The sequence below is a fragment of the Maribacter luteus genome, from assembly GCF_009674825.1.
In the GTDB taxonomy this organism is placed as follows: domain Bacteria; phylum Bacteroidota; class Bacteroidia; order Flavobacteriales; family Flavobacteriaceae; genus Maribacter_A; species Maribacter_A luteus.
The window spans coordinates 229716-252932 of the sequence record NZ_WKJH01000001.1 but is presented as its reverse complement, the minus strand read 5'-3'; the positions used below and the strand labels follow the sequence as shown (position 1 = coordinate 252932).

The window sequence follows — 23217 nt, the reverse complement described above, 5'->3', positions numbered from 1 at the left end:
ACCTATGGTAGGTTGCGGTTTTTGTGGTGGTGCCTCCAGGAATCGAACCAGGGACACATGGATTTTCAGTCCATTGCTCTACCAACTGAGCTAAGGCACCATCTCATTTAAGAGGGTGCAAATATAATTTCAATTTTAGGATATACAAACAAAAACCAAAAAAAAGGTGATTGTTTTTTTTCATTTGCAGATCTTTGCAACATGAATCTGATCATAGATGCAGGAAATACCTTTGTAAAACTGGCTGTTTTTGAAAACGGGGCCATTGTTCATGATATTAGGGTTGAGCTTGCCGATTTGGTAAAAAAAGCAAAAGTCATATATCATGAATATCCTCAAATAGAATGGACCATGGTGTCTTCGGTCGTTAGTTTGGAAAAGACCGACTTGAAGGCCTTGACGGTTTTTTCCAAGGTACATGTGCTCGGGCATGGGACAAAGACACCTTTTGAGAATAAATACGCCACCCCTGAAACATTGGGGGTTGATCGTATTGCCCTGGCTGCTGGAGCATTTTATTTTAAACCACACTGCAATGTTTTGGTTATTGATGCCGGAACCTGTATTACCTATGATCTGATAACGGAAAATGGGGAGTATCTGGGTGGCGCAATATCCCCAGGACTTCAAATGCGCTATAATGCGCTTCATCAACAAACATCTAAATTGCCACTTTTAAACCCAAAAGATCCAAAAGGGTTAATTGGGAATACTACGGAATCTAGTATTCATAGTGGCGTTGTTAACGGAATTTGTACTGAATTGGATGGGGTAATAGATCAATATCGAATGGAATTCAAAGATTTAACAGTTATTTTAACAGGTGGGGATAATCAATTTTTGTCTAAACGGTTAAAAAATACCATATTTGCCTTTTCCAATTTTCTGCTGAAAGGATTAAATAATTTGCTAGACTACAACAAGCGCTAAATGATCAAAAAAATTGTAACTGCAATAATATGCATTGCGTCTGTCGGACTATATGCTCAAAATGGTTCTGTTTCTCCTTACTCTTATTTTGGCGTCGGTGAATTACAATCCAAAGGAACTGTGGAAAATCAGATGATGGGTGGTATCGGTATGTTCGCCGATAGTATCCATGTTAACTTGAAAAATCCCGCTGCCTATAGTCGTCTTGGTGTACAGTACGGGGAAGATTTCGGGAATACGACCTACACTGCAGGAATTTCACATACAAATCTGAGTTTTGAGAATAATTTTGAAAAACAGACCAATTCTGTTACCAAGCTAGAATATATTTCCGTTGCAATGGCCTTGAAAAAGGGTTGGGGTATTGGGTTTGGTATAATGCCTTACTCTTCTGTAGGGTATGATATGGTCGCTGAAAGTGTAGATGGTAATGGTTCAGAGGTGTTGAACCGCTACTATGGTGATGGAGGGTTGAATAAGGTTTATTTGTCTACCGGCTATGAAATCATGAAGAATTTGAGCATTGGTGCAACCGCGAGTTTCAATTTCGGAACCTTGGAGAACAATCGAATTCAGACCATTGAGAACCTACAGTTGGGTACTTTGGATAAAAGAAGTTCAAAAGTTAATGGAATGGATTTTAATTATGCCATGAACTACACCCCTATGATCAAGGATAAATATAGGTTGTATACTTCGGTAAGGGTTAACACCCAAGCCAATCTCACTTCGAAGAACGAAAAGGAGATTGGTTCTTTTTCGAATAGTACGGGAGCTAATATCGAGGTGGTCGATGTTAATCTTGATGCGGTCAACCTTAGGCATACTGAATTAAAGATACCTACGATCACTACTTTAGGATTGGGAGTGGGCGAGGACATGAAATGGTTCGTAGGTGCTGAATACAGTTTCCAGGGTATGGGTTCTTTTAAAAATGATTTTATCGATGCCGAGAATTTAGAGTATCAAGATGCCAGTACTTACGCTTTTGGAGGATTTTTTATTCCTGACCATTCTGCATTTTCAGGCTATTTAAAGCGTATATCCTATAGGGCTGGTCTGCGATTTGAAAAGACAGGGATGTTGATCAAGGATCATGAAATAAACAACTTTGGCATAACTTTTGGTTTTGGTTTACCAATGCGCGGAAGTTTTTCCAATCTTAACCTAGGATTCGAGGCAGGTAGGAAAGGCACAAAGGCCGGTGATTTGATAGAAGAGAATTACTTTAAATTTAATTTAGGACTTTCATTGAATGATATTTGGTTCCGTAAGCGAAGAATTAATTAAGAAAAATTTGTACATTAACCACTAAAATTAATAATATGAAAACGAAACTTTACTTCATGGCTTTAGTGCTTTTAGGAAGCATGGGGGTAAGTAATGCGCAGGCACAGAACCAAGAGTGCATGACTAATCTTTCCATCTACGTTGAGCATGCTAAAGTAAAAAATTACGAGGCGGCATATACACCTTGGAAAATGGTATATGACAATTGTCCGGATATCAACTGGGCTAATTTCGCTTATGGTGAAAGAATTTTGAAAGACAGGGTTAAAAAATCTTCTGGAGCGGACAAGGAGGCCAATGTTCAGGAGTTATTGACCTTATACGATAATAGTAGAAAATACTTTCCTAAAAAAGCCAAACTTGCAGAAGTTATCATTGACAAGGTTTTATTGAAATATGATAACAAAATGATTTCGGATGAGGAGATCTATAGTGAGTTGAGCAGGGCTTTTAACGAGGATAAGCCTAATTTCAAAAACCCTAAGGCCTTATATCTTTATTTCTCTAGCTTGGTAGATTTGCACAAAGCAGGTAGCAAAGATCTTCAGGAAGTTTTTGATGTTTATGATGATGTTACCGAGAAAATAGAGGATGAGAATGTTAAATTAACCGACAGGATCTCAAAACTACTTCCAAAAGAAGAAGCCGGCACTTTAACTAGTAAGGAGAAAAAGCAATTGAAAGCGGCTACTACCAACTCGGAGTCTTTTGGTAAGATTGAAGGTAGTATAGATTCCAAGTTAGGGGATTTGGCCGATTGTGGTAACTTGATTCCTTTGTATCAAAAGAGTTTCGAGGAAAAGAAAAATGATGTTAACTGGGTGAAAAGAGCTGTTGGTAGAATGTTCAACAAAGAATGTACCGATGACCCGATGTTCAAAAAATTATTTGAAGCCCAAATGGCACTTGATCCTTCTGCCGATGCGTATGTTTATGGTGGTAACCTTAAACTTAAAGCTGGTGACCGTAACGGTGCGGTAGCGGATTTCAACAAGGCCTTGGATTTGGAAACAGATGCAAGGAAAAAATCCAACATTGCTTATAAAGTAGCTACTGTATTTAGAAGAAGCAGTAAATCAACGGCAAGAAGTTATGCTCAAAAGGCTATCGATGCCAATCCTTCTAATGGTAGGGCTTATTTATTGATCGCTAATTTATATGCTACAAGTGCTAACGATTGTGGTAGTACACCTTTTGAAAAAAGAGCGGTTTACTGGAGAGCTGCCGAAATGGCTAGAAAAGCAGGAAGGGTTGATCCTTCTTTAAGTGGAAGGGCCAATCAATCAGCTGCAAGTTATTCAGCTAAAGCACCTTCCAAAACCGATATCTTCAATTCTGGTATGGCTGGTAAAACAGTAACTTTCAATTGCTGGGTCGGTGGTAGTGTCAAGGTTCCCAATTTATAAGATGAAACAACCTTTAGGATATAATCTTAAGAGCATTGCCCTGGTATTTTCCGGGGCAATGCTTTTTTTTTCTTGTGCGGACAACTATAAAAGGGTCGGCGATGAGGCCTTGCCATTGGTGTTTCCCCAAGGAGTTGCGGAAAACTTTTCGTTTATGTACTCCGAGGCCAATAAGGTCATGGCAAACGAGGATAAGGATACTACCAAGATCATATCTGTATTATCAGGGCCTATTACCGAAAATTACGAAAATCTGGAATTCCCTTATCGTACCTTTCCAGAAGGTATCGTTGTCGATATTTATGATGAGAACAATTATAAAAACAGGATTACCGCGGATTATTGCATTCGATATTCGTCAACGGGATTAATAGATTTAAGGGGCAATGTCGTATTGGAGACCCATGATGGTAAAAAATTGGAAACCCCGAGATTATATTATGATCAGTCCAATGAATGGGCTTTTACCCAAGATAAATTCAAATACACCAATCCTGAAGAAGGTACGGTAATGGATGGCGAGGGTATGGATTTCAATAAGGATTTTACTTTTTTAAATGCACATAGAACCTATGGTCTTATGACCATAAAAGAAGCAAGCAATGATTAAGATTTTAAGATATACAGAGTACTTGTACTTGGTTGTAGCTATTTTTTCACTTTACCGGATTTTTACAGATTGGAATACCAATAGGGAGGGCACTTATATATTCATATTTTTTGCCATCGTCTCCATTGCCATGTTCGCTTTCAGGAGAAATTATCGAAAGAAATTCGAGAATCGAAAAAAGGATAACCAATAGTAGAAATGGAGACCTCCATTGTCATAATAATACTTTCCTTGGTGTTTTCGGCCTTCTTTTCGGGCATGGAAATCGCTTTTATTTCAGCCAATAAAATTCATATTGAGATTGAAAAAAAGCAAGATGATTTTTTGGCAAAGGTGCTTTCGCGCCTTACAAAAAGGCCTTCCAAGTTTATAGCAACAATGTTGATCGGGAATAATATTGCCTTGGTCATCTATGGCTTGTTCATGGGCGAATTGCTTATGAATTGGTTCGTAGGGCTTTTGCCGATCCAAAATCGATTTTTGCACCTGATCCTAACCGATTTCAGTTTGTTTACACAAACCGTTATTTCAACATTGATCATATTGATCACGGCTGAGTTTTTGCCGAAAGTCCTGTTCCAGATATATGCCAACAGCTTGTTGAAGATCTTGGCAGTGCCTGCATATATTTTCTATCTTCTTTTCTCTGTCATTTCTGAGTTCGTGATCAAACTTTCGGATATTATCTTAAAGACTTTTTTCAAGACTGATGGTGATGAGACCCAGCTTGTGTTTAGTAAAGTTGAGCTTGGGGATTATATTAATGAACAAATGGGTAGTATAGAAGAGGAAGACGTGATAGATTCCGAAATCCAGATTTTTCAAAATGCTTTAGAGTTTACGCTGGTTAAAGCAAGGGAGGTTATGGTGCCAAGGACCGAGATTGCTGCCGTGGAACTTCATGAGACTACAAAAAACCTGGCAAAATTGTTTACGGAAACAGGATATTCGAAAATATTGATCTATAAGGATACTATAGATAATATCATAGGTTATGTGCATTCTTACGAATTGTTTAAAAAGCCTAAGACCATAAAAAGTATTCTTAGACCGGTAGAGTTTGTTCCGGAGACTATGCTTATTCATGATATCTTGAATGTTCTGACCAAAAAACGAAAGAGCATCGCGGTAGTTTTGGATGAATATGGGGGAACGTCAGGTTTAATGACAGTAGAGGATATCGTAGAAGAGCTGTTCGGCGAAATTGAGGATGAGCATGATTCCACTGATTTGATCGAAGAGCAACTAGATGAGAAAAGTTATAAATTTTCCGCTCGGTTAGAGGTCGATTATATCAACGAAAATTACAAATTGGAACTACCTGAAAACGATGAATATGAAACTTTAGGAGGTCTTCTTGTCAACGTAACGGGCGAAATACCCGAAAAGGATGCCGAAATTAAAATCGGAAAATTCCAGTTTACCGTTTTGGAAGTTTCAAACACAAAAATAGATTTGTTGAAGCTAGTTGTCTTAGATGATGAATAAACGTCTAGTAAGCAAGTTTTAAGCCCGTTTTACTTTTTAATATTTCAAAAGAAAATGGTAATTTCGCAAACTGATTTTAAACATACCATATAATGGCGATTTTAGAGAATATAAGAAAGAGAACCACCGTATTGATATTGATCATAGGTCTAGCGCTTTTTGCGTTTGTCATATCCGGAGTGTTTACTAAGAATAATCTTTCAGGCGGTAAGACTGGTTCTTCGGTCGCTGAAGTTAATGGGGATGAAATCTCGATTAACGATTTTAGAAGAAAGGTCGAGGTAGCGAAGAACAGGTTTGGGTCTTCGGCATCATCAATGATGGTGGTGAACCAAGTTTACGAACAAGAAGTTAGGAACGCGATTCTAGCACAGCAGTTCGAGGATCTTGGTATCGATATTGAAAGGGATCAGATCATGAATTACATCAAAACGATTCCGGCATACAGCCAAAATCCACAATTCATGAATGAAAGTGGTATTTTCGACGAAGGTAAATTCCGTGATTTTATTGCGGATTTAAGAGCGAACAGCCCTTCTCAATATGAACTATGGTTACAAGATGAACAGTCGATCATTCAAAATGCCAAACAACAAACTTATTTCAATTTGGTGAAGGCCGGTGTAGGGGCAACGTTGAAAGAAGGCGAGTTGGATTATAAATTGGCGAATGATAAGGTTGATATCAAATATGTAAGGTTGCCATATACTTCTATCGCGGATAGTACCATAAGTATTACCAAAAGCGAAATACAATCCTATATAAACGATCACAAAGAGGAGTTCAAACAAGAGAATGCCCGGGATATCCAATATGTTTATTTCGAGGAGAAAGCTTCAGTTGATGATGTTAACGCTGTAAAGGAAGAAACCATTAAGTTGTTGGATGATACCGTTGAGTATCGTGAAGCTACCGATAGAATGGACACTATTGCCGGATTTAGAAATACCAAGGACTTGGTAGATTTTCTGGATCGAAAGTCAGATATAAAATATGATACGATTTATAGGGCCAAGAAGGATTTGCCAACTAGTTTCGCAGATACTTTGGTTACTTTGAAAATTGGAGAAATATTCGGTCCTTACAGGGATGGAAACTATTTTAAGGTATCTAAGATGGTCGATAAAAAAGAGAATGGTTCCGCTAAGGCCAGTCATATTTTAATATCCTGGAAAGGTGGGGAAAGAGCTGGTGCGAACGTTACAAGAACTAAAGAAGAGGCAGAGGCAAAGGCCAAGGAACTTTTGGCCGAAGCCAAGAAAGATGGTACGGTATTCGTGCAGTTGGCCCGTGACAATTCTGACGGACCTTCAGCTCCTAACGGAGGTGATTTAGGATATTTCCAAGAAGGTGCAATGGTCGCCGATTTCAATGATTTCGTCTTTGGGAACAAAGTAGGGACCATTGGCCTTGTAGAAACCGAGTTTGGGTACCATGTCATTAAGATCGATGACAAACAGGATGTATATAAAATTGCAACTTTGGCAAGGGAAATTGAGCCATCCGAAGCTACCATTAACACATTGTTCCAAGATGCCACCAAGTTTGAAATGGATGCCATTTCCGGAGAAAAGGAATTTGTTGATTTGGCCAAGGAAAATAAATATGAAGTTCGTCCTGTGAACAAAATAAAGGCTATGGATGAGAATTTACCTGGTCTTAGTACCCAAAGAAGTATTGTTCAATGGGCATTTAAAGAAGATACCGAAGTTGGTAATGTCAAAAGGTTCAGTGTGAACAACGGCTATGTTATTGCCCAAATGACCGGTAAATATGAGGAAGGGTTGCAATCTGTTGAAGATGCCTCTACAACCGTATTGCCTATTTTAAGAAAAGAAAGAAAAGCCAAACAATTAATTGCTGCCAATAAAGGTAAGTCAATGGAAGATGTGGCCAAGGATAATTCCGTGTCCGTTTCCAATGCTTCCGCATTGACCGTAAAAGCACCTACCATTCCGGGTGCGGGACGTGAGCCTGCTGTTGTTGGTACCGCGTTTGCAATGAACGTTGGTGACAGTTCCGATTTCATTATAGGTGAAAGTGGCGTTTTTCTTATTTCAGTGACCAATAAACAAGAAGGTCCTAAATTGGAGAACTATAGTACATTCGCAAATTCAATAAAAACGTCCAATGCAGCTAGGGTTAATTCAGCTGTTTATAATGCGTTGAAAGAAGCTGCGGAGGTTGAAGATAACAGAAGTATATTTTATTAATAGAACATACCTTTGGTAAATGAAAAGTCCCAACTTTTAGTTGGGACTTTTTTTATAAAATCATTTCAGAATAAGGGATGATGGTTTCATATCCTTTTTTCCGAAAATAATCCATAGATTTTGAATTGCCTACGACCATGATAAAATCACCTCCCCATGCCCCAAGACTTTTGATGGCTTGTGGGTAATCCGGAAAAAGTTCGCTTTTTACCGTCGGTATACCGAGTGTTTGTGATATGGCCGATTCATGAAGTTGCAATACTATTTCAAAAGTATTGATGTTTGAACAGGAAATCATTTTAGACGTTAAATCGTCGATGACACGAATGAGTTCTTTGGTGTCGAATTCTTGTTTTCTATAACTAGAAATACCTTCCCTACTGTTTTGTTTTTTATTGAGATAGATAAAGTAAAGTTGATCTTTAAACGCTGGGTTAAATGTTACTTCTTCTACTGTGGGAATGCCTTCAATCAATTTGTAGGTTATCGGAGTATTGTGCTGTGCACATGCAATGTCATAACCGCTTCCTCCAAAAGTATCTTTCAATAATTGGTAAGGATCAATTTCGGCCCATTGCGCAATGTTGTTTATCAAGGTGCTAGATGATCCAAGGCCCCAATCTTTAGGAAAAGTCAAGCGTGTTGTTAGTTTGTATCCTTGGTCATTATTTATAAAATTGGGGTTTATAGACAATGCGGACTGGAGGATTTTAAGGGCGGTATCCGAGATTTCAGTGTTGGAGGAAGAAATTGTGGTCATTGATTTCAAATCGAAAACAGCTTGGAACCAAATATTTTTTTCATTGTCCAAACTCTTCCATGACAGATATTTTGAATCGGCAAACTCCTCCACGGTTAAAAACTGACCGTATTTTGTAGGTAAGGCAAGCGCTTTGGCACCGTCAAGAACAGCGTACTCCGCGGATAGCAATAACTTGCCATTACTGTAGAAAGAATGTTTCATCTTGTGCCCCTTAATTTGTTGAATTCGGCAACAACGGAGCTATGGGTAACGGTATGGTTCTTAAAATAGTCCACAATCTTGTTTTTTTCAATTTCTGTCGCTCCTAATTGGTTCAGGATATTCAACAAGTGCATTTTCATATGGCCTTCCTGTATTCCTGTCGTAACAAGTGAACTTACCGCTGCGAAATTCTGTGCGAGCCCAGCAACGGCAACAATCTGCATAAGCTCCTCGGCCGATGGTTTATGAAGTATTTCCATAGCCAATTTCACCAAGGGGTGAAGGTTCGTTAAACCTCCGATAGTTCCCAATGCCAAGGGTAATTCAATCCAAAACTTGAAAATACCATCTTCCAATGATGCATGGGTTAGGCTCCTGTAGTTTCCTTCTTTGGCTGCATAAGCGTGTACGCCTGCTTCAACGGCCCTAAAATCATTTCCTGTGGCCAAAACTACGGCATCTATCCCGTTCATTATACCTTTGTTGTGGGTAACCGCCCGGTGTGGTTCAACATTGGCTATGGCAACGGCCCGAATCATTTTCTCGGCAAATTCCTCCGGACTTACCGCCTCGCTCAATGTAAGTTCGTTTATAGAACATGATACTTCTGCCCGGACCAAGCAATTTGGAACGTAGTTGGACAGTATACTCATTACGATTTCGATTTGGCCTTCCTCTTTCTCAAAGTATGGGGATTTCCCGGCTTCTACCTCAAACGTCTTGGCGAACTGTTCTAGGCACGAGTTAATGAAATTGGCGCCCATGGCATCCAAAGTCTCAAAGGTGCAGTGTAATTGATAATAATCCTTAAGTTGTGAGGTCTTGTTCCGGAGTTCTATATTGCTAATGCCACCACCTCTTTTTTCCATATTTGCGGTCAATGGCTTGGCTTCTTCTATTAGTTTTGGTTTTACGTTCTTAAAAAAAGCCTCTAAATGTTCCGGATTACCTGAATACATGAAATGTACCTGACCTATTTTTTCTGTAGCCAGGACCTTGGTCTTGAATCCGCCACGATTTAACCAAAATTTGGCAGCTTTACTAGCGGCGGCAACCACGGAACTTTCTTCGATCGCCATGGGAATGGCGTATAATTTATCATTGATAAGAAAATTCGGTGCGATTCCCAGTGGAAGATAATAATTGGAAATGGTGTTTTCAATGAACTCATCGTGCAACTTTTGCAACGTGGTGTCCGCGTTCCAATATTGTAGCAATAATTTCTTGGTTTGGGCGGGGTCATGGGTATATTGTTCGGCAACCCAGTCTATTTTTTCTTGTTTAGACAATTTTGAGAAGCCCAAAATAGGATCGGTCATGTTCAATTTTGTTTATGGCTGTAAAGATAGTCATTACCTCGATATACATTAGCGGGGAAAACCCTTTGAAACCCATTGGTTTTTGGTCTTAAAGTTTAATTAATTGTAAAATATTCACTAAACTTGACCTATTTTTGTCACCTATCCCAAAAAAGATGAATAAACGTCATATGCTCTTGTTGCTAATGGTTGGTTTTGTTGCCATTACATTTGCACAAGGGAAGAAAATCACTATTGAAGAAATATATCGAGGAACTTTTAGGACCAATAGCATGGAAGTGCTTCGGTCAATGAAAAACGGAGAGCAATATACCTTGCTGAATTATAATAGGGGTAATAATTCTTCCAGCATAGATAAATACGATTATGCTACCTTGGAAAAGGTTGAAACCATTCTTAGTTCAAACGATAGTGAAGCCATTCCGGGTTTTAGCTCTTATAGTTTTAGTGAGGACGAAAGTAAGGTGCTTTTGGCAACTGATCTGGAACCCATTTACAGACATTCGAAATTGGGGATTTATTATGTTTATGATATAGCTTCAAAATCTGCAGTAAAGGTGTCCAACGAGAAAATACAGGAACCTTTACTTTCTCCGGATGGTCGTCAGATAGCTTATGTCAGGGCCAATAATCTTTATATTTTCAATATCGAAAGTGGTGAAACAAGTCAAATTACCAACGATGGGGAATCAAATAAAGTAATTAATGGGATTACCGATTGGGTCTATGAAGAGGAATTTGCTTTCGTCAGGGCTTTTGCATGGAATTCCGACGGGACGAAAATTGCATTTCTTCGTTTTGATGAGACCAATGTTCCTGAGTTTTCCATGGATTTCTACGGTAAAGACCTATATCAGTACCAATATGTTTTCAAATACCCAAAGGCGGGGGAGAACAATGCCTTGGTGTCCTTGCATATGTTCGATGTGTCTTCCCGGAACACGACAAAAATAGATTTAGGGGATCCTTATTATATTCCGCGTATCAAATGGATGAACAATGCCGATTATTTAAGTGTAACGACTCTCAATAGGCATCAGAACCATTTAAAATTATATGCCGTAAATGCAAAGAGCGGTTCGGTGAACGTTTTGTTGGAAGAAAAGGATGAAGCCTATGTGGATATTAATGACAACCTAACCTTTATGGCCGATGACAGTTTTATTTGGTCAAGTGAGAGGGACGGCTATAATCATTTGTACCTCTATAACCCTGATGGGGAAATGATGAACCAAATTACCAAAGGGAAATGGGAAGTCACCGATTATTACGGTTACGACCAGAATGAGGATAAGATCTATTACCAGTCTACCGAGAATGGCTCTATTAACCGAGGGGTTTACAGTATAGAGAGCAATGGCAAAAAGAAAAAGGCGCTTGCTGCCGAAACGGGAACGAATGCAGCATCTTTCAGTGCCGATTTCTCTTACTTCATAAATACCTTTTCCAGCGCAGCAACACCCTATCGTTTTACTTTACACAAGGCTTTGACCGGTGAAAAGTTGAAAGATATAAAGGATAACAGGGCACTGGCCGATATGTTAAAGGGGTATGATGCTTCCCCAAAAGAATTTTCAACGTTGGCGATCAATGGCAATGACCTGAATATGTACATGATAAAGCCATCAAATTTTGATGCTTCGAAGAAATATCCGCTTTTGATGTTCCAATATAGTGGTCCGGGATCACAGCAAGTTGCTAATAGATGGATGGGGGCCAATGATTTTTGGCACCAAATGTTGGCTTCGGAAGGATATGTTATCGCATGTGTAGATGGTAGGGGAACCGGATTCAAGGGTAGGGATTTTAAGAAAATCACCCAAAAGGAATTGGGTAAATATGAAGTAGAGGACCAAATCGCAGCGGCTAAAAAATTAAGCGAACTTTCATTCATTGACGAAAATAGAACGGGAATTTGGGGTTGGAGCTATGGTGGCTTTATGTCTACCAATTGCATCCTAAAGGGGAACGATGTTTTTGAAACCGCCATTGCGGTTGCCCCAGTAACGTCATGGAGGTTTTATGACACGATTTATACAGAGCGCTACATGCAGACTCCGCAAGAGAATGCAAGTGGCTATGACGATAATTCGCCTTTCAACTATCCTGAATTACTGAAAGGTAAATATTTATTGATCCATGGATCAGGGGACGATAATGTTCATGTACAGAATACCATGCGCATGGTCGAGGCTTTGGTTCAGGCGAACAAACAGTTCGATTGGGCTATTTATCCCGATAGGAACCACGGGATATATGGCGGGAACACCCGAATACATCTTTTTACTAAGATGACCGATTTTATAAAAGCAAATCTATAACCAATTCAAAATATATATGGCAGTCATTGATAAACCAGCACATCAAAAAGAACTTTTCGGACATCCAGTAGGGTTGTACGTACTATTTTTTACTGAAATGTGGGAGCGTTTCTCCTATTATGGAATGAGGGCGATCTTAGTACTTTATCTTGTGACTCAGACAACCGATAAAAACCCTGGTTTGGGTTGGACCAACGGAGAGGCCTTGGCCCTATATGGCTGGTATACCATGCTGGTATATGTTGCTTCCATTCCAGGGGGTATAATTGCTGATAGACTGTTGGGCCAGAAAAAAGCGGTAATTGTAGGGGCCATTTTACTTGTAATAGGTCATAGTGTTTTGGCTATTGAACAAATGTGGGCATTTTATACCGGTCTTGGTTTTATAATAGCCGGTGTGGGCATGTTAAAGCCGAATATTTCAACAATGGTCGGTGGACTATATAAACCGGGGGATATTCGCAGGGATAAAGGTTTCACTATTTTTTACATTGGAATTAACGTTGGGGCATTTTTATCCAGTTTGATTGTTGGGTACGTCGGGGAAGTCTACGGCTGGCATTATGGTTTTGGCCTTGCTGGTATTTGTATGCTCTTTGGACTTATTCAGTTTGTATATGGTCAAAAGTATCTTAAAGGAGTTGGTGGTTACTTAGGTAAGTCTGAAAATGCTGAAGATCGAGAAGCTTTGAAAAGGCCATTGTCCAAAATTGAAAAGGATAGGGTAATCGTTTTGATTCTTTCCTTTTTTATGGTTATCGTCTTTTTTGGGGCTTTTGAACAAGCAGGGGGCTTAATGAACATATATGCAAAAGATTACACCAACAGAATGTTGTTGGGTTGGGAAGTGCCCGCCTCATGGTTTCAATCATTGAACGCCTTTTTCATTATAACCTTGGGAACTATTGTTGCTGGCTATTGGGCCAAACGTAAATTAAAAGGAAAAGAAGCTTCTTCACTTTTTAAAATGATCATTGGACTAATGATTATGGGAACCGGATTTTTGTTCATGACAGCGGCCACTGCTGAGTATCAAAGTTCAGGTTCATCGGCCATGTATTGGTTGGTTTTGGCCTATTTGTTCCATACCGTTGGTGAGTTGAGTCTTTCACCGGTTTCTTTGTCTTTTGTTACAAAATTAGCACCTGCCAAATATGCCTCGCTTATGATGGGGCTGTATTTTGCAACGACAGGTTTTGGCAATAAATTGGCTGGCCTATTGGGTGAGTCCGCATCTGAATTTGGCGAGTATACCGTTTTTACGGGAATTGCCATTTTCTGTATTCTTTTCGGATTCCTTATTCTCCTATTTATAAAAAAATTAAAGGCCTTGACCCATGGGGCTGAGGATAATGAACATGTTATAACAGCAGAGGAGGCTTAAGGGCTTTAACACGCCAAAAAGCTACTAGAACCGGTTTTCTGTAATGAATAAAAGATAGTAGTGGTAATTGGCATTTAAATTTATGATTGATGAATACCGATATTGAAAATTTATTCAAAGACAAGGTTCTTGGACATCCGGCAGGATTGTTCGTTCTATTTTTTACTGAAATGTGGGAACGTTTTTCGTTTTATGGAATGCGTATTTTATTGGTGTTGTTTCTTACGGCCCCCATTATCAGTGATAATCCCGGTTGGGAATGGCCCAGGGAACATGCGTTGGCATTAATAGGTACCTATGCTTCCTTATTATATTTAACTCCTATTATTGGAGGTTATATTGCGGATAAATTCACAGGTTATCGCATCGCCGTAGTGATCGGTTGTACCATTATGACACTTGGCCATGCCTCAATGGCTTTGGAAACGACGGCAACATTCTATTTAGGCTTGGCTTTATTGGTTATCGGTACGGGATTTTTTAAACCGAACATTACATCCATTATTTCCGAGATGTACAAGGGAAAGGAATCTAAAAAAGATGGGGCCTATACCATTTTCTATATGGGGGTAAATGCCGGTGCTTTCTTCGGAATGATGCTCTGTGGTTACTTGGCCGAAAATGTAGGATGGTCTTGGGGCTTTGGCCTTGCAGGGATATTCATGTTTTTTGGGATGCTTCAATTTCTAATGGCAAAGAACCTTTTCGGTGGGGTTGGGGCTAAACCTTCTAAAAAATATGAAGTTGAACTTCCTCAAAATATAAATGAGGAAAGTCCGGCTGTAGTCGAAGAAACAAGTGTTGATGAAAAATTGAATCCGTTTACCCTTCTCGACTATATCCTGATAGGGGTTTCGGCCATTGGCGGATTGTTGTACCTTTTTAATGATCCATTGTCCAAAATCGGTGAAGTGAATTTACTTCCTTTTAAAGTCGGCAATTTAGACGGTTCTTCGGTTGTTATTTTAACGGCACTTGTCCTGTTCTTGATCCTTCTGGTTTCCAGGGTATCTAGATATATACCTATTGTTAGGGATAGGATAATCGCAGTGGCCATATTTGGCTTGTTCACCGTATTTTTCTTTGCGGCTTTTGAGCAATCGCTAGGGTCAATGACCTTGTTCGCAAGGGATTATACCAACCGTGACCTGGTTGGTTCTTCCGCTATGATCTTTAAAATTGTCGATGCATTATTGACCACCGTTCCCCTTATGATCATAACTTGGGTGTTGATTCTTTTATTTAAAAAAACCTACTCGAAAATAGGACTTTCAAATATTATTTTGGGATTGGCCTTTGTAGGTATTTGGATATTGGTCTTATATAGATTGAATGACAAGTTTACACAAGAAGGCAACCAGATAGAAGCCTCTTGGTTCGGGATATTGAATTCTTTTTTCATCATAACCTTGGCGCCATTGTTTTCTAGATGGTGGGAGAGTAAGTACAATCCTAGTGCCGCAATGAAATATGGCTTGGGACTGATTTTGCTCGGACTCGGTTTCGCCATTTTATCTTATGGTACCATGGGAATTCCACAAGGGGCTAAAACAGCCTCGGTAAGTATGGTTTTCTTGATCTTGGCCTATTTGTTGCATACCATGGGCGAATTGTGCCTATCACCTGTGGGTCTTTCCTATCTTAGTAAATTGGTGCCCGCTAGAATGATCGGCTTTATGTTCGGTATATGGTATTTGGCCATTGCCATTGGTCAAAAAGCTGCCGGGACTATGGGAGGAATGATCGATAAGATTTCGGAAGAATATTCACTCAGTATTTTCTTTTTGATTTTCACTCTGGTGCCTATCGGTGTAGGTTTTATATCCATTGTCTTAAATCCCGTATTGAAAAAACTGATGCACGGCGTTCGGTAACCCCAAGGCTTTATTCAAGCTTCAATTTAAAAGCGCCTTTGGTACCGGTATAGTGAAAGGGTATGTTTTTTTGGAGGCATGTTGTTTCCCAACGTTGAATATAACTTCGATAATTGCTGCCATCGGCTATCAATATTTTTGGGTTTAAAGAATCCAGCAGTCGTTCCAGATTAATTTTAGGGGATTGTGTCAATACCATATAGTCTAAACTATCGATGGTTTTAAGGGAAATACCTAGGCTATCACTTATTGTCAGTTTTCGTCCGTCTATTGCATAAGCATTCGAAAGTGGTTTAAAGGAATGTGTGGTAATATGCTCCCCAACGGCATAATCCTCAACTAAGTTTTTTGATGTGATACTATCTTGGGTAAAGACCGTAAGGTGGGGTCCTGACCGATGCATTATTATCGTATTTTTAGTCTGATGTGCCACTAAAAGTTCCTCAATGTTCTTGGTCTGGTATAATTGGTAGATAGACCAAAATTGTATTGCAATGACACAAAATAGGGCAATTGATAATCGCCTGAAGGTAAATGAATTCAACACCCATATCAATGCTATCAGAAAGGCATATGTTAGGATAACTTGAACGGGGTCAAATGGGATATTCCAAAATATAAAGGCTTCCTGTTGGGCTACCCAATCAATAATACCGTTCATTAGACCTATTATATAATTGTAGACCGTAATAAGTTCCTCCGGGGCAAAATCAATAACAACCAAGGCGATAACGATAATACCCAGCCCCAATATGAATCCCAAGAAGGGTATGATCAATAAGTTCGATATAAAAAACAGACCCGGAAATTGATGAAAATAAAACAAGCTAATGGGTAAAACCCCGATTTGGGCGGCAATACTGACAGAGAGCAATTGCCATACTTTGTTCACCAACCAATTTTTGGGGTACCAGAATTTTTGTAAAAGAGGAAAGATCCATACAATGGCAAAAACAGCGGCATAACTCATTTGAAAACCAACATGGAACAATAGCATAGGGTCTATCACCAAAAGAATGAAGAACATGGACAATGCCAAAATATTGAATGTATTGCTGGGCCTGTTCAAATAAAGGGCGTATGCCACAAAAGAGAACATGGTCACCGCGCGAACCACTGAGGCAGATAAACCTGCCAATAAGGCAAAGCCCCAAAGCAGGATCACAATTGTTATTAGTTTTAAGGTTTTTCCTTTCGGAAGCATTTCCATAGGGCGCAGTAAAAATTGCAAGAACAAAAGGAGAATCCCAATATGTAGGCCGGAAACGGCCAGAATATGAACGGCCCCGGCATTTTTGTAGGCCGTATAGGTCGCATCGGTAATATCGTTCCTTTGCCCCAGGAACAATGCTTGTATAATTCCAAATTCATTTTCTCCGAAACCTGCTTTCTGTAAAGAGGTTCTAATATTGTTCCTTAAAGTCGCTGTAGCGCCGAAAAGGGTCTTCTTCGGATTTTCAAGTACGAGGGTGTTCTGGTTGTTCAATTTTAATTGGTCGTAGATTCCCTGTTTTTCCAAATAGTCCTTATAGTTGAATTGATGGGGATTTAAAGGATGGGTTATTTCCGTTTTATGGGTTAGAACTACCAATTCATCGTCTACTTCTAAGGATTTTTGGGTTGAATCTATTGCCTGGCTCAAGATAATTTTGCCAGATACTTTTTTGGTATTCAACGCTACAACATCGGCAATGAAGCGGTTAGAAAATGTGGAGCTTTTTAAAACTTCGGTAACCTTTAATTTCCATTCCCCTATTTCGCTGGTGTGCTGATTTGAATAATGATCGGCATAATTCTTTGGTTGTGCAACCCCTATGATCATTACCCCAATAAAAAGTGTAGTAATGGCCGTAACTCCTCCAAAGGTAAAGGCATTTGTAACCTTTTTGGAGAAAAACAAATAACCAAGAACTGTTAACGATAATAGGGTTAAAATTATGGGGCCTATAATTCCGGTATCAAGATAGTAGCCTGTAAGAATCCCCAAAACTAAAAGCATGGTTAGCTTAATAGGGATAAATTGAAGCAATTTCATTTTAAAGGATCCTATTGGCTTTTACAAACGCATAATTCCAATACCCTTCACGCAGGGAGGAAACGATTACACCTCTAGAAGTTGAGGCGTGTATAAATTTAATGTCATCATTTTCCACGGCGACCACTAGACCAACATGGTTTATTTTTTTGCCTTTTCGGGTTTTGAAGAACAATAGGTCACCTTTTTCTACTTGGTTTACCCGAATACGTTTACCTTCATTGGCCATGGCAGAGGAAACCCTGGGTAAATCAACATCATTCTTTTTAAAGGCCACATAAAGTAGTCCTGAGCAATCCATTCCTTTTTTTGTTGTTCCCCCGTATTTATAGCGCACTCCCGAATAGGTTAGGGCCGTATTGATAATGTTGTTGATTTTGGATGCTGCTGCTGGGTTTTCCGGGGTTTCCAACACCGGGTCAGGTGCTTCTTCCATTGAATTGCGGGGAGAAGCGGCAACCGATATTTTACGTTCCTTGGAATGGGTGGTTCTTTTTTTGGTCGCGCAGCTGCCTAAAAAAAGTAAGGGTAGTAATATAAGGGGTAAGATTCTTTTCATCCAAGGATTATAGATTGTCTTTGGATACCAAATTTAAACATTTTCTACAATTAAGTTGGCAGCCTTGGCACTGGCCCCTTTACCTCCCAGTTTCTGTTCCAATAGTTTATAAGCCTTTAATTGATCTTCCCGGCCTTTTCCTCTTATTATTTTTGAGAGTTCACCCTTGAGGTTTTTGGTGGTAAGGTCATTCTGGATCAATTCCTTGACGATCTCTTGATCCATGATCAGGTTTACCAATGAAATATATTTTAAGGTAATAATACGTTTTGCTATTTGGTAAGATATCCAATTGGCCTTATAGCAAACCACTTGGGGTACTTTGAACAAAGCGGTTTCCAGGGTAGCCGTACCACTTGTGACCAAAGCGGCATGGGATATGCTTAATAGGGAATAGGTTTTATTGGCCACAAAACCCACGTTTGCGTTTTTTAAAAACGGTGCATAAAATGTATTGTCCAAACTAGGGGCACCGGCAATGACAAAATGGTAATCTGGAAAATCCTCGGTTACCGATAGCATGGTCGTTAGCATTTTCGTAACCTCTTGTTTACGGCTACCAGGAAGTAAAGCGATAATGGGTTTACCGTTATCTAGATCGTTTTGTTTTCTAAAGGTCTGTTCATCGATAACATCTCGATTGTCTATTGCATCGATAAGGGGATGGCCAACGAAATGTACCGGAAAACCATGTTTCTCTTCATAAAATGCCTTTTCAAATGGCAGAATAACGTACATGGCATCGATATTCTTTTTTATTTTATGGATCCTACCTTCCCTAGAGGCCCATATTTGCGGTGAGATATAATAATTCGTCTTGTAATTTTGTTGCTTTGCCCATTCCGCTATCCGTAGGTTAAAACCGGAGTAATCGATAAAAATAATCACATCAGGGTCAAATTGGGAGATATCATTTTTACAGTATTTGATATTGGCGAAAATGGTACCTAAATTCATAATGACCTCTAGGAATCCCATAAAGGCCAACTCTTTATAGTGTTTTGCTAAAGTTCCGCCTGCTGCCTGCATAAGATCCCCGCCCCAGCATCTAATTTCGGCTTCGGTATCTTTATGTCTTAATGCCTTAATCAAATTAGATCCATGAAGGTCTCCCGAGGCTTCCCCAGCTATAATATAGTATTTCATGATTTGTTCAAGTTCAAAACCGATTTCAAAGTGACATCCGTTTTATATTCTTATTCAGTCCTTAAGGTAGGATTTTAAAATACTTTATAATACAAAATGACCAAAGCAGTAAGTAGTGTCGCGATCAATACTCCTTTGGCACGGTTGTCCCTTCGAATTTTAAGGAACCCGAAAAAGGCGGCTAAATTTAAAATAGCCCCTAATGCCAGCAAACTGCCAACATGTCCTTGTTGAATGGCGGCTTCAAAAGTCTCTACGATCCCAAAATCGGAAAACAGGAGTATATAGGCCAACGTACCTATTGTATTCGCTATTATCCCAATAATGAAACCGATGATAATTTCTTTTTTAGTGTTCATGGGTAAATTCTCAAATTCAGATATGATATAAATATTAAAGTGTCAACAACGTTATCCATCATTAAAAATTATAAACTCCAGCTATTGAGTTCTTGAATGGCATGGTGTGCTGTAAGGTCGAATTGGGTGGGGACAACAGAGATATAACCATTGGCAAGCGCCCATTCATCGGTATCTTCCCCTTTGTCCAACAATTCAAATTCTCCGGTAAGCCAATAGTATTCCTTTCCTCTGGGGTTGATTCTTTTGTCAAATTTTTCTTTCCAATTGGCACGTGCCTGTCGGCATATTTTTATTCCCTTGGGCAGATCGGCTTCCATTTTCGGAATATTGACATTGAGCACAACGCCTTTTGGCATTTTATTATGAAGAGCCTCACTAACGATGCTTTTGATAGCTTCACGGGCAAATTCAAAATTGGCATTCCATGAATAGTCACATAATGAGAAACCGATGGCGGGTACACCTTCGATTCCCGCTTCTATTGCCGCACTCATGGTTCCTGAATATATGACGTTGATCGATGCATTGGAACCATGGTTTATACCGCTAATGCAGATGTCGGGCTTACGGTCCAATATTTCTTGGAGTGCTAATTTTACACAATCGGCCGGTGTGCCACTACAGCTATATTCGACCAAGGCACCATCAGGACTTTCTTTGTCATCTTTTGATGCCTGAAGGGTGTCATCAACGGTAATTGCATGGCCCATTCCGGATTGTGGGCTGTCAGGTGCAACGACGACTACCTCCCCGATTTCTGACATAAAACGTATGAGGGCCCTTAGTCCCGGTGCGGTAATTCCGTCATCATTGGTAACCAGAATTAGCGGTTTTTTCATTTTTTATACTTTATTAGGTAAAAATACGTTTAAAAAAACAGAAGTTCCCATATGGTGTTTAACAAAAATTTAATGGCTCAGGCTTAAGTGCTGGCACGGTTTTTTCAGTATATTAGGGAATTGGTTGCGCCCCGACCATAATAAGGTTGTGCGTAATCCTTGTTTTTTTAAAGAAAAGAGAAGTATAAAATAGCAAAGAATAATTTATGAAAAGGAATCTTGCCTACGCCCTAACTGTTATGCTTGTTGCCGTTGCATCTTGCAGTTTCACCAATAAATCTTATGATTTCGAGAATGATGACAAGGATAAATTGTTGTTGGATCTTATCACGTACGTATTGGAAAGGGGGCATTATGAGCCAAAATCGATCGATGACGATTTCTCGGTACATGTGTTCGAGGATTTCATTGATGTCCTAGACCCCACAAAAAGATATTTTTTACAAAGTGATATTACAGAATTTGAACAATATAAATTTCAAATCGATGATCAGATCAACAATACCGATATCACATTTTTCAATGCGGTATACGATCGACTCATTAAACGTATGAACGAGGCTAAAGGAATTTATAAAGAGGTGTTGAAAGAGCCTTTCGATTATTCCATTGAGGAGAGTATCAGTATCAAATATGAAAATGAGCCTTTTGCAGCTTCAAGGAATGAGCTTAAAGAGCGTTGGAGAAAACAATTGAAATATGCTACCATTGGCACATACGATTCTAAATTGACCCGTTCTAAAAAAGATGCGGAAGCTAAAAAGGAGGAAGTATTTGATGTGAATTCAGAAGCTGCCCCAGAGGAGGTGAAAAAACCATTGACACCCGAAGAGGCGGAGAAAGCGGCTAGGGAGGCTACAGAGAAAACCCTGGACGAATTTTTTGATTTTATCGATGATTTGGAAAGAAAAGATTGGTTCGTTCAGTATATCAATACCATTGTAGATGAATTTGACCCCCATACCTTTTATTTTGCACCGGAGGATAAGGAAAAGTTCGATGTAAGTATGTCGGGTAAGTTTGAAGGAATCGGTGCACGTTTACAAAAGAAACCAGAAGGGGCCAAGGTCGTTGAGATTATTTCCGGAGGACCGGTTTGGAGAGATCAACGTATGGAAGTGGGCGATGAGATCATTCGTGTAGGTCAAGATGGTAAAGATCCAATAGATATTGTTGGTATGCGTTTAGACGATGCCATCAAATTGATAAAAGGCCCAGAAGGTACCATAGTTGATCTTACCGTAAGAAAAGTAGATGGGTCTATTGAGGTCATTTCTTTGACAAGGGATGTGGTTGAGCTTGAAGAGTCTTATGCCAAATCTGCCAACATCATTAAAGGAGACCAGAAATTCGGGTTGATCAATCTTCCTAAGTTTTATGTTGATTTCAATGATTATTCTGAGCGTAATGCAGCTACTGATGTGGCCAAAGAAGTTGAACGTTTAAAACAGGAAGGCGCGGAAGGCTTAATTCTTGATTTGCGTGACAATGGAGGTGGATCGTTAAAGACCGTGGTAGAAATGGCCGGGTTGTTCATAAAAGACGGACCAATAGTACAGGTGCGATCCAATGGTCAAGGAAAAGATGTATATGATGATAAGGATGAACGCATTCAGTGGGACGGTCCTTTAGTGATTTTAGTGAATGAGCTTTCGGCTTCAGCTTCGGAAATTTTGGCCGCTGCCATGCAAGACTATAAGCGAGCGATTGTAATCGGTAGTAAACAAACGTTCGGTAAAGGAACGGTTCAAAATGTGATTCCATTGGAAAATATAGTTCGTAGCAATGAACATGGCGACTTAGGGGCCATAAAGTTGACCACGCAAAAGTTTTATAGGATCAATGGGGGCTCAACACAGTTAGAAGGTGTAAAGAGCGATGTTGTTGTTCCGGACAAGTATAGTTATATCGATTTAGGCGAAAGGGATCAATCCAATCCTTTAAAGTGGGATAAGATCAGCCCGGCCCAATATGATATTTGGGACGGTTATATCGACTACGAACAAACCGTTGCCAATAGCAAGAAACGTATGGCGGCCAATCCTCAAATTAAATTGATCGAGGAAAATGCCAAATGGATCAAACAGGAACAGAATGAAGATCTTATTTCATTGAATTACGATACTTATAAGGCGGAAGAGGAAAAAGACAAAAAACAATCTGATTACTTTAAGTCGTTGACCGAATATGATTCAAAGTTGACTTTCAAATCCTTAAAGTATGAAGAGGAATTGTTTACCCAAGATGCCGATTTAAGAGAGAAAAGAGATCGCTGGCATAAGAACCTTGCCAAGGATATTTATGTTGAAGAGGCCGTAAACGTTTTACAAGACCTTAAGATGAACAACTTGAAGCAAGCTAAATTGGCCAGTGTAAAAGGCTAATAAGCCATACAAATAATACAAATGAGAACCCTGACCGTTAGTGTCAGGGTTTTTTTGTGCACAGATGAGAAAATGGCCTTCCAAAAAGTTTGG

General features: G+C 39.5%; 18 protein-coding genes and 1 tRNA gene. 11 read left to right on the top strand and 8 right to left on the bottom strand.

Going from position 1 to position 23217, the window contains the following annotated elements:
* Window positions 1–24: 24 nt before the first annotated feature.
* Window positions 25–100 (bottom strand) — tRNA-Phe (locus GJ691_RS00985).
* A gap of 101 nt (window positions 101–201) precedes the next feature.
* Between GJ691_RS00985 and GJ691_RS00980 the strand changes: the two genes are divergently transcribed.
* The 7 genes from GJ691_RS00980 to GJ691_RS00950 all read left to right on the top strand — a co-directional run bounded on the left by GJ691_RS00980 (window position 202) and on the right by GJ691_RS00950 (window position 7937).
* The gene (locus GJ691_RS00980) at window positions 202–930 is read left to right on the top strand and encodes a type III pantothenate kinase (RefSeq protein WP_154362857.1); all 729 of its coding nucleotides are present in this window, start codon (window positions 202–204) and stop codon (window positions 928–930) included.
* Window positions 931–2220 (top strand): BamG family beta-barrel-assembly machinery protein, encoded by a 1290-nt coding sequence (bamG, locus tag GJ691_RS00975; RefSeq protein ID WP_154362855.1) that lies wholly within the window; start codon window positions 931–933, stop codon window positions 2218–2220.
* 35 nt (window positions 2221–2255) lie between these two features.
* The gene (locus GJ691_RS00970; RefSeq protein WP_179954986.1) at window positions 2256–3626 is read left to right on the top strand and encodes a tetratricopeptide repeat protein; all 1371 of its coding nucleotides are present in this window, start codon (window positions 2256–2258) and stop codon (window positions 3624–3626) included.
* 1 nt (window position 3627) lies between these two features.
* On the top strand, window positions 3628–4236 hold the full coding sequence (gene lptC / locus GJ691_RS00965) for an LPS export ABC transporter periplasmic protein LptC (protein ID WP_154362853.1): 609 nt from the start codon (window positions 3628–3630) through the stop codon (window positions 4234–4236).
* Window positions 4229–4429 carry a hypothetical protein gene (locus GJ691_RS00960; RefSeq protein WP_154362851.1) on the top strand — a complete coding sequence of 67 codons (201 nt, stop codon included), beginning with the start codon at window positions 4229–4231 and terminating at the stop codon, window positions 4427–4429. Before lptC ends, GJ691_RS00960 begins: the two co-directional genes overlap by 8 nt.
* Before the next feature lie 5 nt (window positions 4430–4434).
* Entirely contained in the window at window positions 4435–5724 is a 1290-nt protein-coding gene (locus tag GJ691_RS00955; RefSeq protein ID WP_154362849.1) for a hemolysin family protein, read from the top strand.
* A gap of 92 nt (window positions 5725–5816) precedes the next feature.
* Window positions 5817–7937, top strand: coding sequence for a peptidylprolyl isomerase (locus GJ691_RS00950; protein WP_154362848.1), 2121 nt, complete (start codon window positions 5817–5819; stop codon window positions 7935–7937).
* A gap of 52 nt (window positions 7938–7989) precedes the next feature.
* Here the strand turns inward: GJ691_RS00950 and GJ691_RS00945 are convergent, their stop codons facing one another.
* On the bottom strand, window positions 7990–8901 hold the full coding sequence (locus tag GJ691_RS00945; protein ID WP_154362846.1) for a GYDIA family GHMP kinase: 912 nt from the start codon (window positions 8899–8901) through the stop codon (window positions 7990–7992).
* Window positions 8898–10220 (bottom strand): hydroxymethylglutaryl-CoA reductase, degradative, encoded by a 1323-nt coding sequence (locus GJ691_RS00940; RefSeq protein ID WP_154362844.1) that lies wholly within the window; start codon window positions 10218–10220, stop codon window positions 8898–8900. The genes GJ691_RS00945 and GJ691_RS00940 overlap by 4 nt, the downstream gene beginning before the upstream one ends.
* A 155-nt stretch (window positions 10221–10375) precedes the next feature.
* On the opposite strand from GJ691_RS00940, the gene GJ691_RS00935 reads away from it, so the two are divergent.
* The 3 genes from GJ691_RS00935 to GJ691_RS00925 all read left to right on the top strand — a co-directional run bounded on the left by GJ691_RS00935 (window position 10376) and on the right by GJ691_RS00925 (window position 15799).
* Complete coding sequence (locus tag GJ691_RS00935; protein WP_154362842.1) at window positions 10376–12541, top strand: S9 family peptidase; 2166 nt, start codon at window positions 10376–10378, stop codon at window positions 12539–12541.
* 16 nt (window positions 12542–12557) lie between these two features.
* Window positions 12558–13925 carry a peptide MFS transporter gene (locus GJ691_RS00930; RefSeq protein WP_154362840.1) on the top strand — a complete coding sequence of 456 codons (1368 nt, stop codon included), beginning with the start codon at window positions 12558–12560 and terminating at the stop codon, window positions 13923–13925.
* Between the two features lie 89 nt (window positions 13926–14014).
* A complete protein-coding gene (locus GJ691_RS00925) occupies window positions 14015–15799 on the top strand; it encodes a peptide MFS transporter (RefSeq protein ID WP_154362839.1) in 1785 nt (594 codons plus the stop codon).
* Window positions 15800–15809: 10 nt separating this feature from the next.
* On the opposite strand, the gene GJ691_RS00920 is transcribed toward GJ691_RS00925, so the two are convergent.
* From GJ691_RS00920 to surE, 5 genes are all read right to left on the bottom strand, one after another.
* Window positions 15810–17834, bottom strand: a complete 2025-nt coding sequence (locus GJ691_RS00920; protein WP_154362837.1) for a ComEC/Rec2 family competence protein — start codon at window positions 17832–17834, stop codon at window positions 15810–15812.
* A gap of 1 nt (window position 17835) precedes the next feature.
* Entirely contained in the window at window positions 17836–18393 is a 558-nt protein-coding gene (locus tag GJ691_RS00915; protein WP_154362835.1) for a C40 family peptidase, read from the bottom strand.
* 33 nt (window positions 18394–18426) lie between these two features.
* Window positions 18427–19539 (bottom strand): lipid-A-disaccharide synthase, encoded by a 1113-nt coding sequence (lpxB, locus tag GJ691_RS00910; RefSeq protein WP_154362833.1) that lies wholly within the window; start codon window positions 19537–19539, stop codon window positions 18427–18429.
* A gap of 74 nt (window positions 19540–19613) precedes the next feature.
* A complete protein-coding gene (locus tag GJ691_RS00905) occupies window positions 19614–19898 on the bottom strand; it encodes a hypothetical protein (protein ID WP_154362831.1) in 285 nt (94 codons plus the stop codon).
* Between the two features lie 68 nt (window positions 19899–19966).
* Window positions 19967–20740, bottom strand: a complete 774-nt coding sequence (surE, locus tag GJ691_RS00900) for a 5'/3'-nucleotidase SurE (RefSeq protein ID WP_154362829.1) — start codon at window positions 20738–20740, stop codon at window positions 19967–19969.
* A 206-nt stretch (window positions 20741–20946) separates the two neighbouring features.
* Between surE and GJ691_RS00895 the strand changes: the two genes are divergently transcribed.
* Complete coding sequence (locus GJ691_RS00895) at window positions 20947–23124, top strand: carboxy terminal-processing peptidase (RefSeq protein WP_154362827.1); 2178 nt, start codon at window positions 20947–20949, stop codon at window positions 23122–23124.
* Window positions 23125–23217 lie beyond the last annotated feature (93 nt).

Excerpts from the sequence above, each read along its gene's own strand:
- GJ691_RS00980 (WP_154362857.1), top strand. The coding sequence starts at position 202 with ATGAATCTGATCATAGATGCAGGAAATACCTTTGTAAAACTGGCTGTT.
- bamG (WP_154362855.1), top strand. The coding sequence starts at position 931 with ATGATCAAAAAAATTGTAACTGCAATAATATGCATTGCGTCTGTCGGA.
- GJ691_RS00970 (WP_179954986.1), top strand. The coding sequence starts at position 2,256 with ATGAAAACGAAACTTTACTTCATGGCTTTAGTGCTTTTAGGAAGCATG.
- lptC (WP_154362853.1), top strand. The coding sequence starts at position 3,628 with ATGAAACAACCTTTAGGATATAATCTTAAGAGCATTGCCCTGGTATTT.
- GJ691_RS00960 (WP_154362851.1), top strand. The coding sequence starts at position 4,229 with ATGATTAAGATTTTAAGATATACAGAGTACTTGTACTTGGTTGTAGCT.
- GJ691_RS00955 (WP_154362849.1), top strand. The coding sequence starts at position 4,435 with ATGGAGACCTCCATTGTCATAATAATACTTTCCTTGGTGTTTTCGGCC.
- GJ691_RS00950 (WP_154362848.1), top strand. The coding sequence starts at position 5,817 with ATGGCGATTTTAGAGAATATAAGAAAGAGAACCACCGTATTGATATTG.
- GJ691_RS00945 (WP_154362846.1), bottom strand. The coding sequence starts at position 8,901 with ATGAAACATTCTTTCTACAGTAATGGCAAGTTATTGCTATCCGCGGAG.
- GJ691_RS00940 (WP_154362844.1), bottom strand. The coding sequence starts at position 10,220 with ATGACCGATCCTATTTTGGGCTTCTCAAAATTGTCTAAACAAGAAAAA.
- GJ691_RS00935 (WP_154362842.1), top strand. The coding sequence starts at position 10,376 with ATGAATAAACGTCATATGCTCTTGTTGCTAATGGTTGGTTTTGTTGCC.
- GJ691_RS00930 (WP_154362840.1), top strand. The coding sequence starts at position 12,558 with ATGGCAGTCATTGATAAACCAGCACATCAAAAAGAACTTTTCGGACAT.
- GJ691_RS00925 (WP_154362839.1), top strand. The coding sequence starts at position 14,015 with ATGAATACCGATATTGAAAATTTATTCAAAGACAAGGTTCTTGGACAT.
- GJ691_RS00920 (WP_154362837.1), bottom strand. The coding sequence starts at position 17,834 with ATGAAATTGCTTCAATTTATCCCTATTAAGCTAACCATGCTTTTAGTT.
- GJ691_RS00915 (WP_154362835.1), bottom strand. The coding sequence starts at position 18,393 with ATGAAAAGAATCTTACCCCTTATATTACTACCCTTACTTTTTTTAGGC.
- lpxB (WP_154362833.1), bottom strand. The coding sequence starts at position 19,539 with ATGAAATACTATATTATAGCTGGGGAAGCCTCGGGAGACCTTCATGGA.
- GJ691_RS00905 (WP_154362831.1), bottom strand. The coding sequence starts at position 19,898 with ATGAACACTAAAAAAGAAATTATCATCGGTTTCATTATTGGGATAATA.
- surE (WP_154362829.1), bottom strand. The coding sequence starts at position 20,740 with ATGAAAAAACCGCTAATTCTGGTTACCAATGATGACGGAATTACCGCA.
- GJ691_RS00895 (WP_154362827.1), top strand. The coding sequence starts at position 20,947 with ATGAAAAGGAATCTTGCCTACGCCCTAACTGTTATGCTTGTTGCCGTT.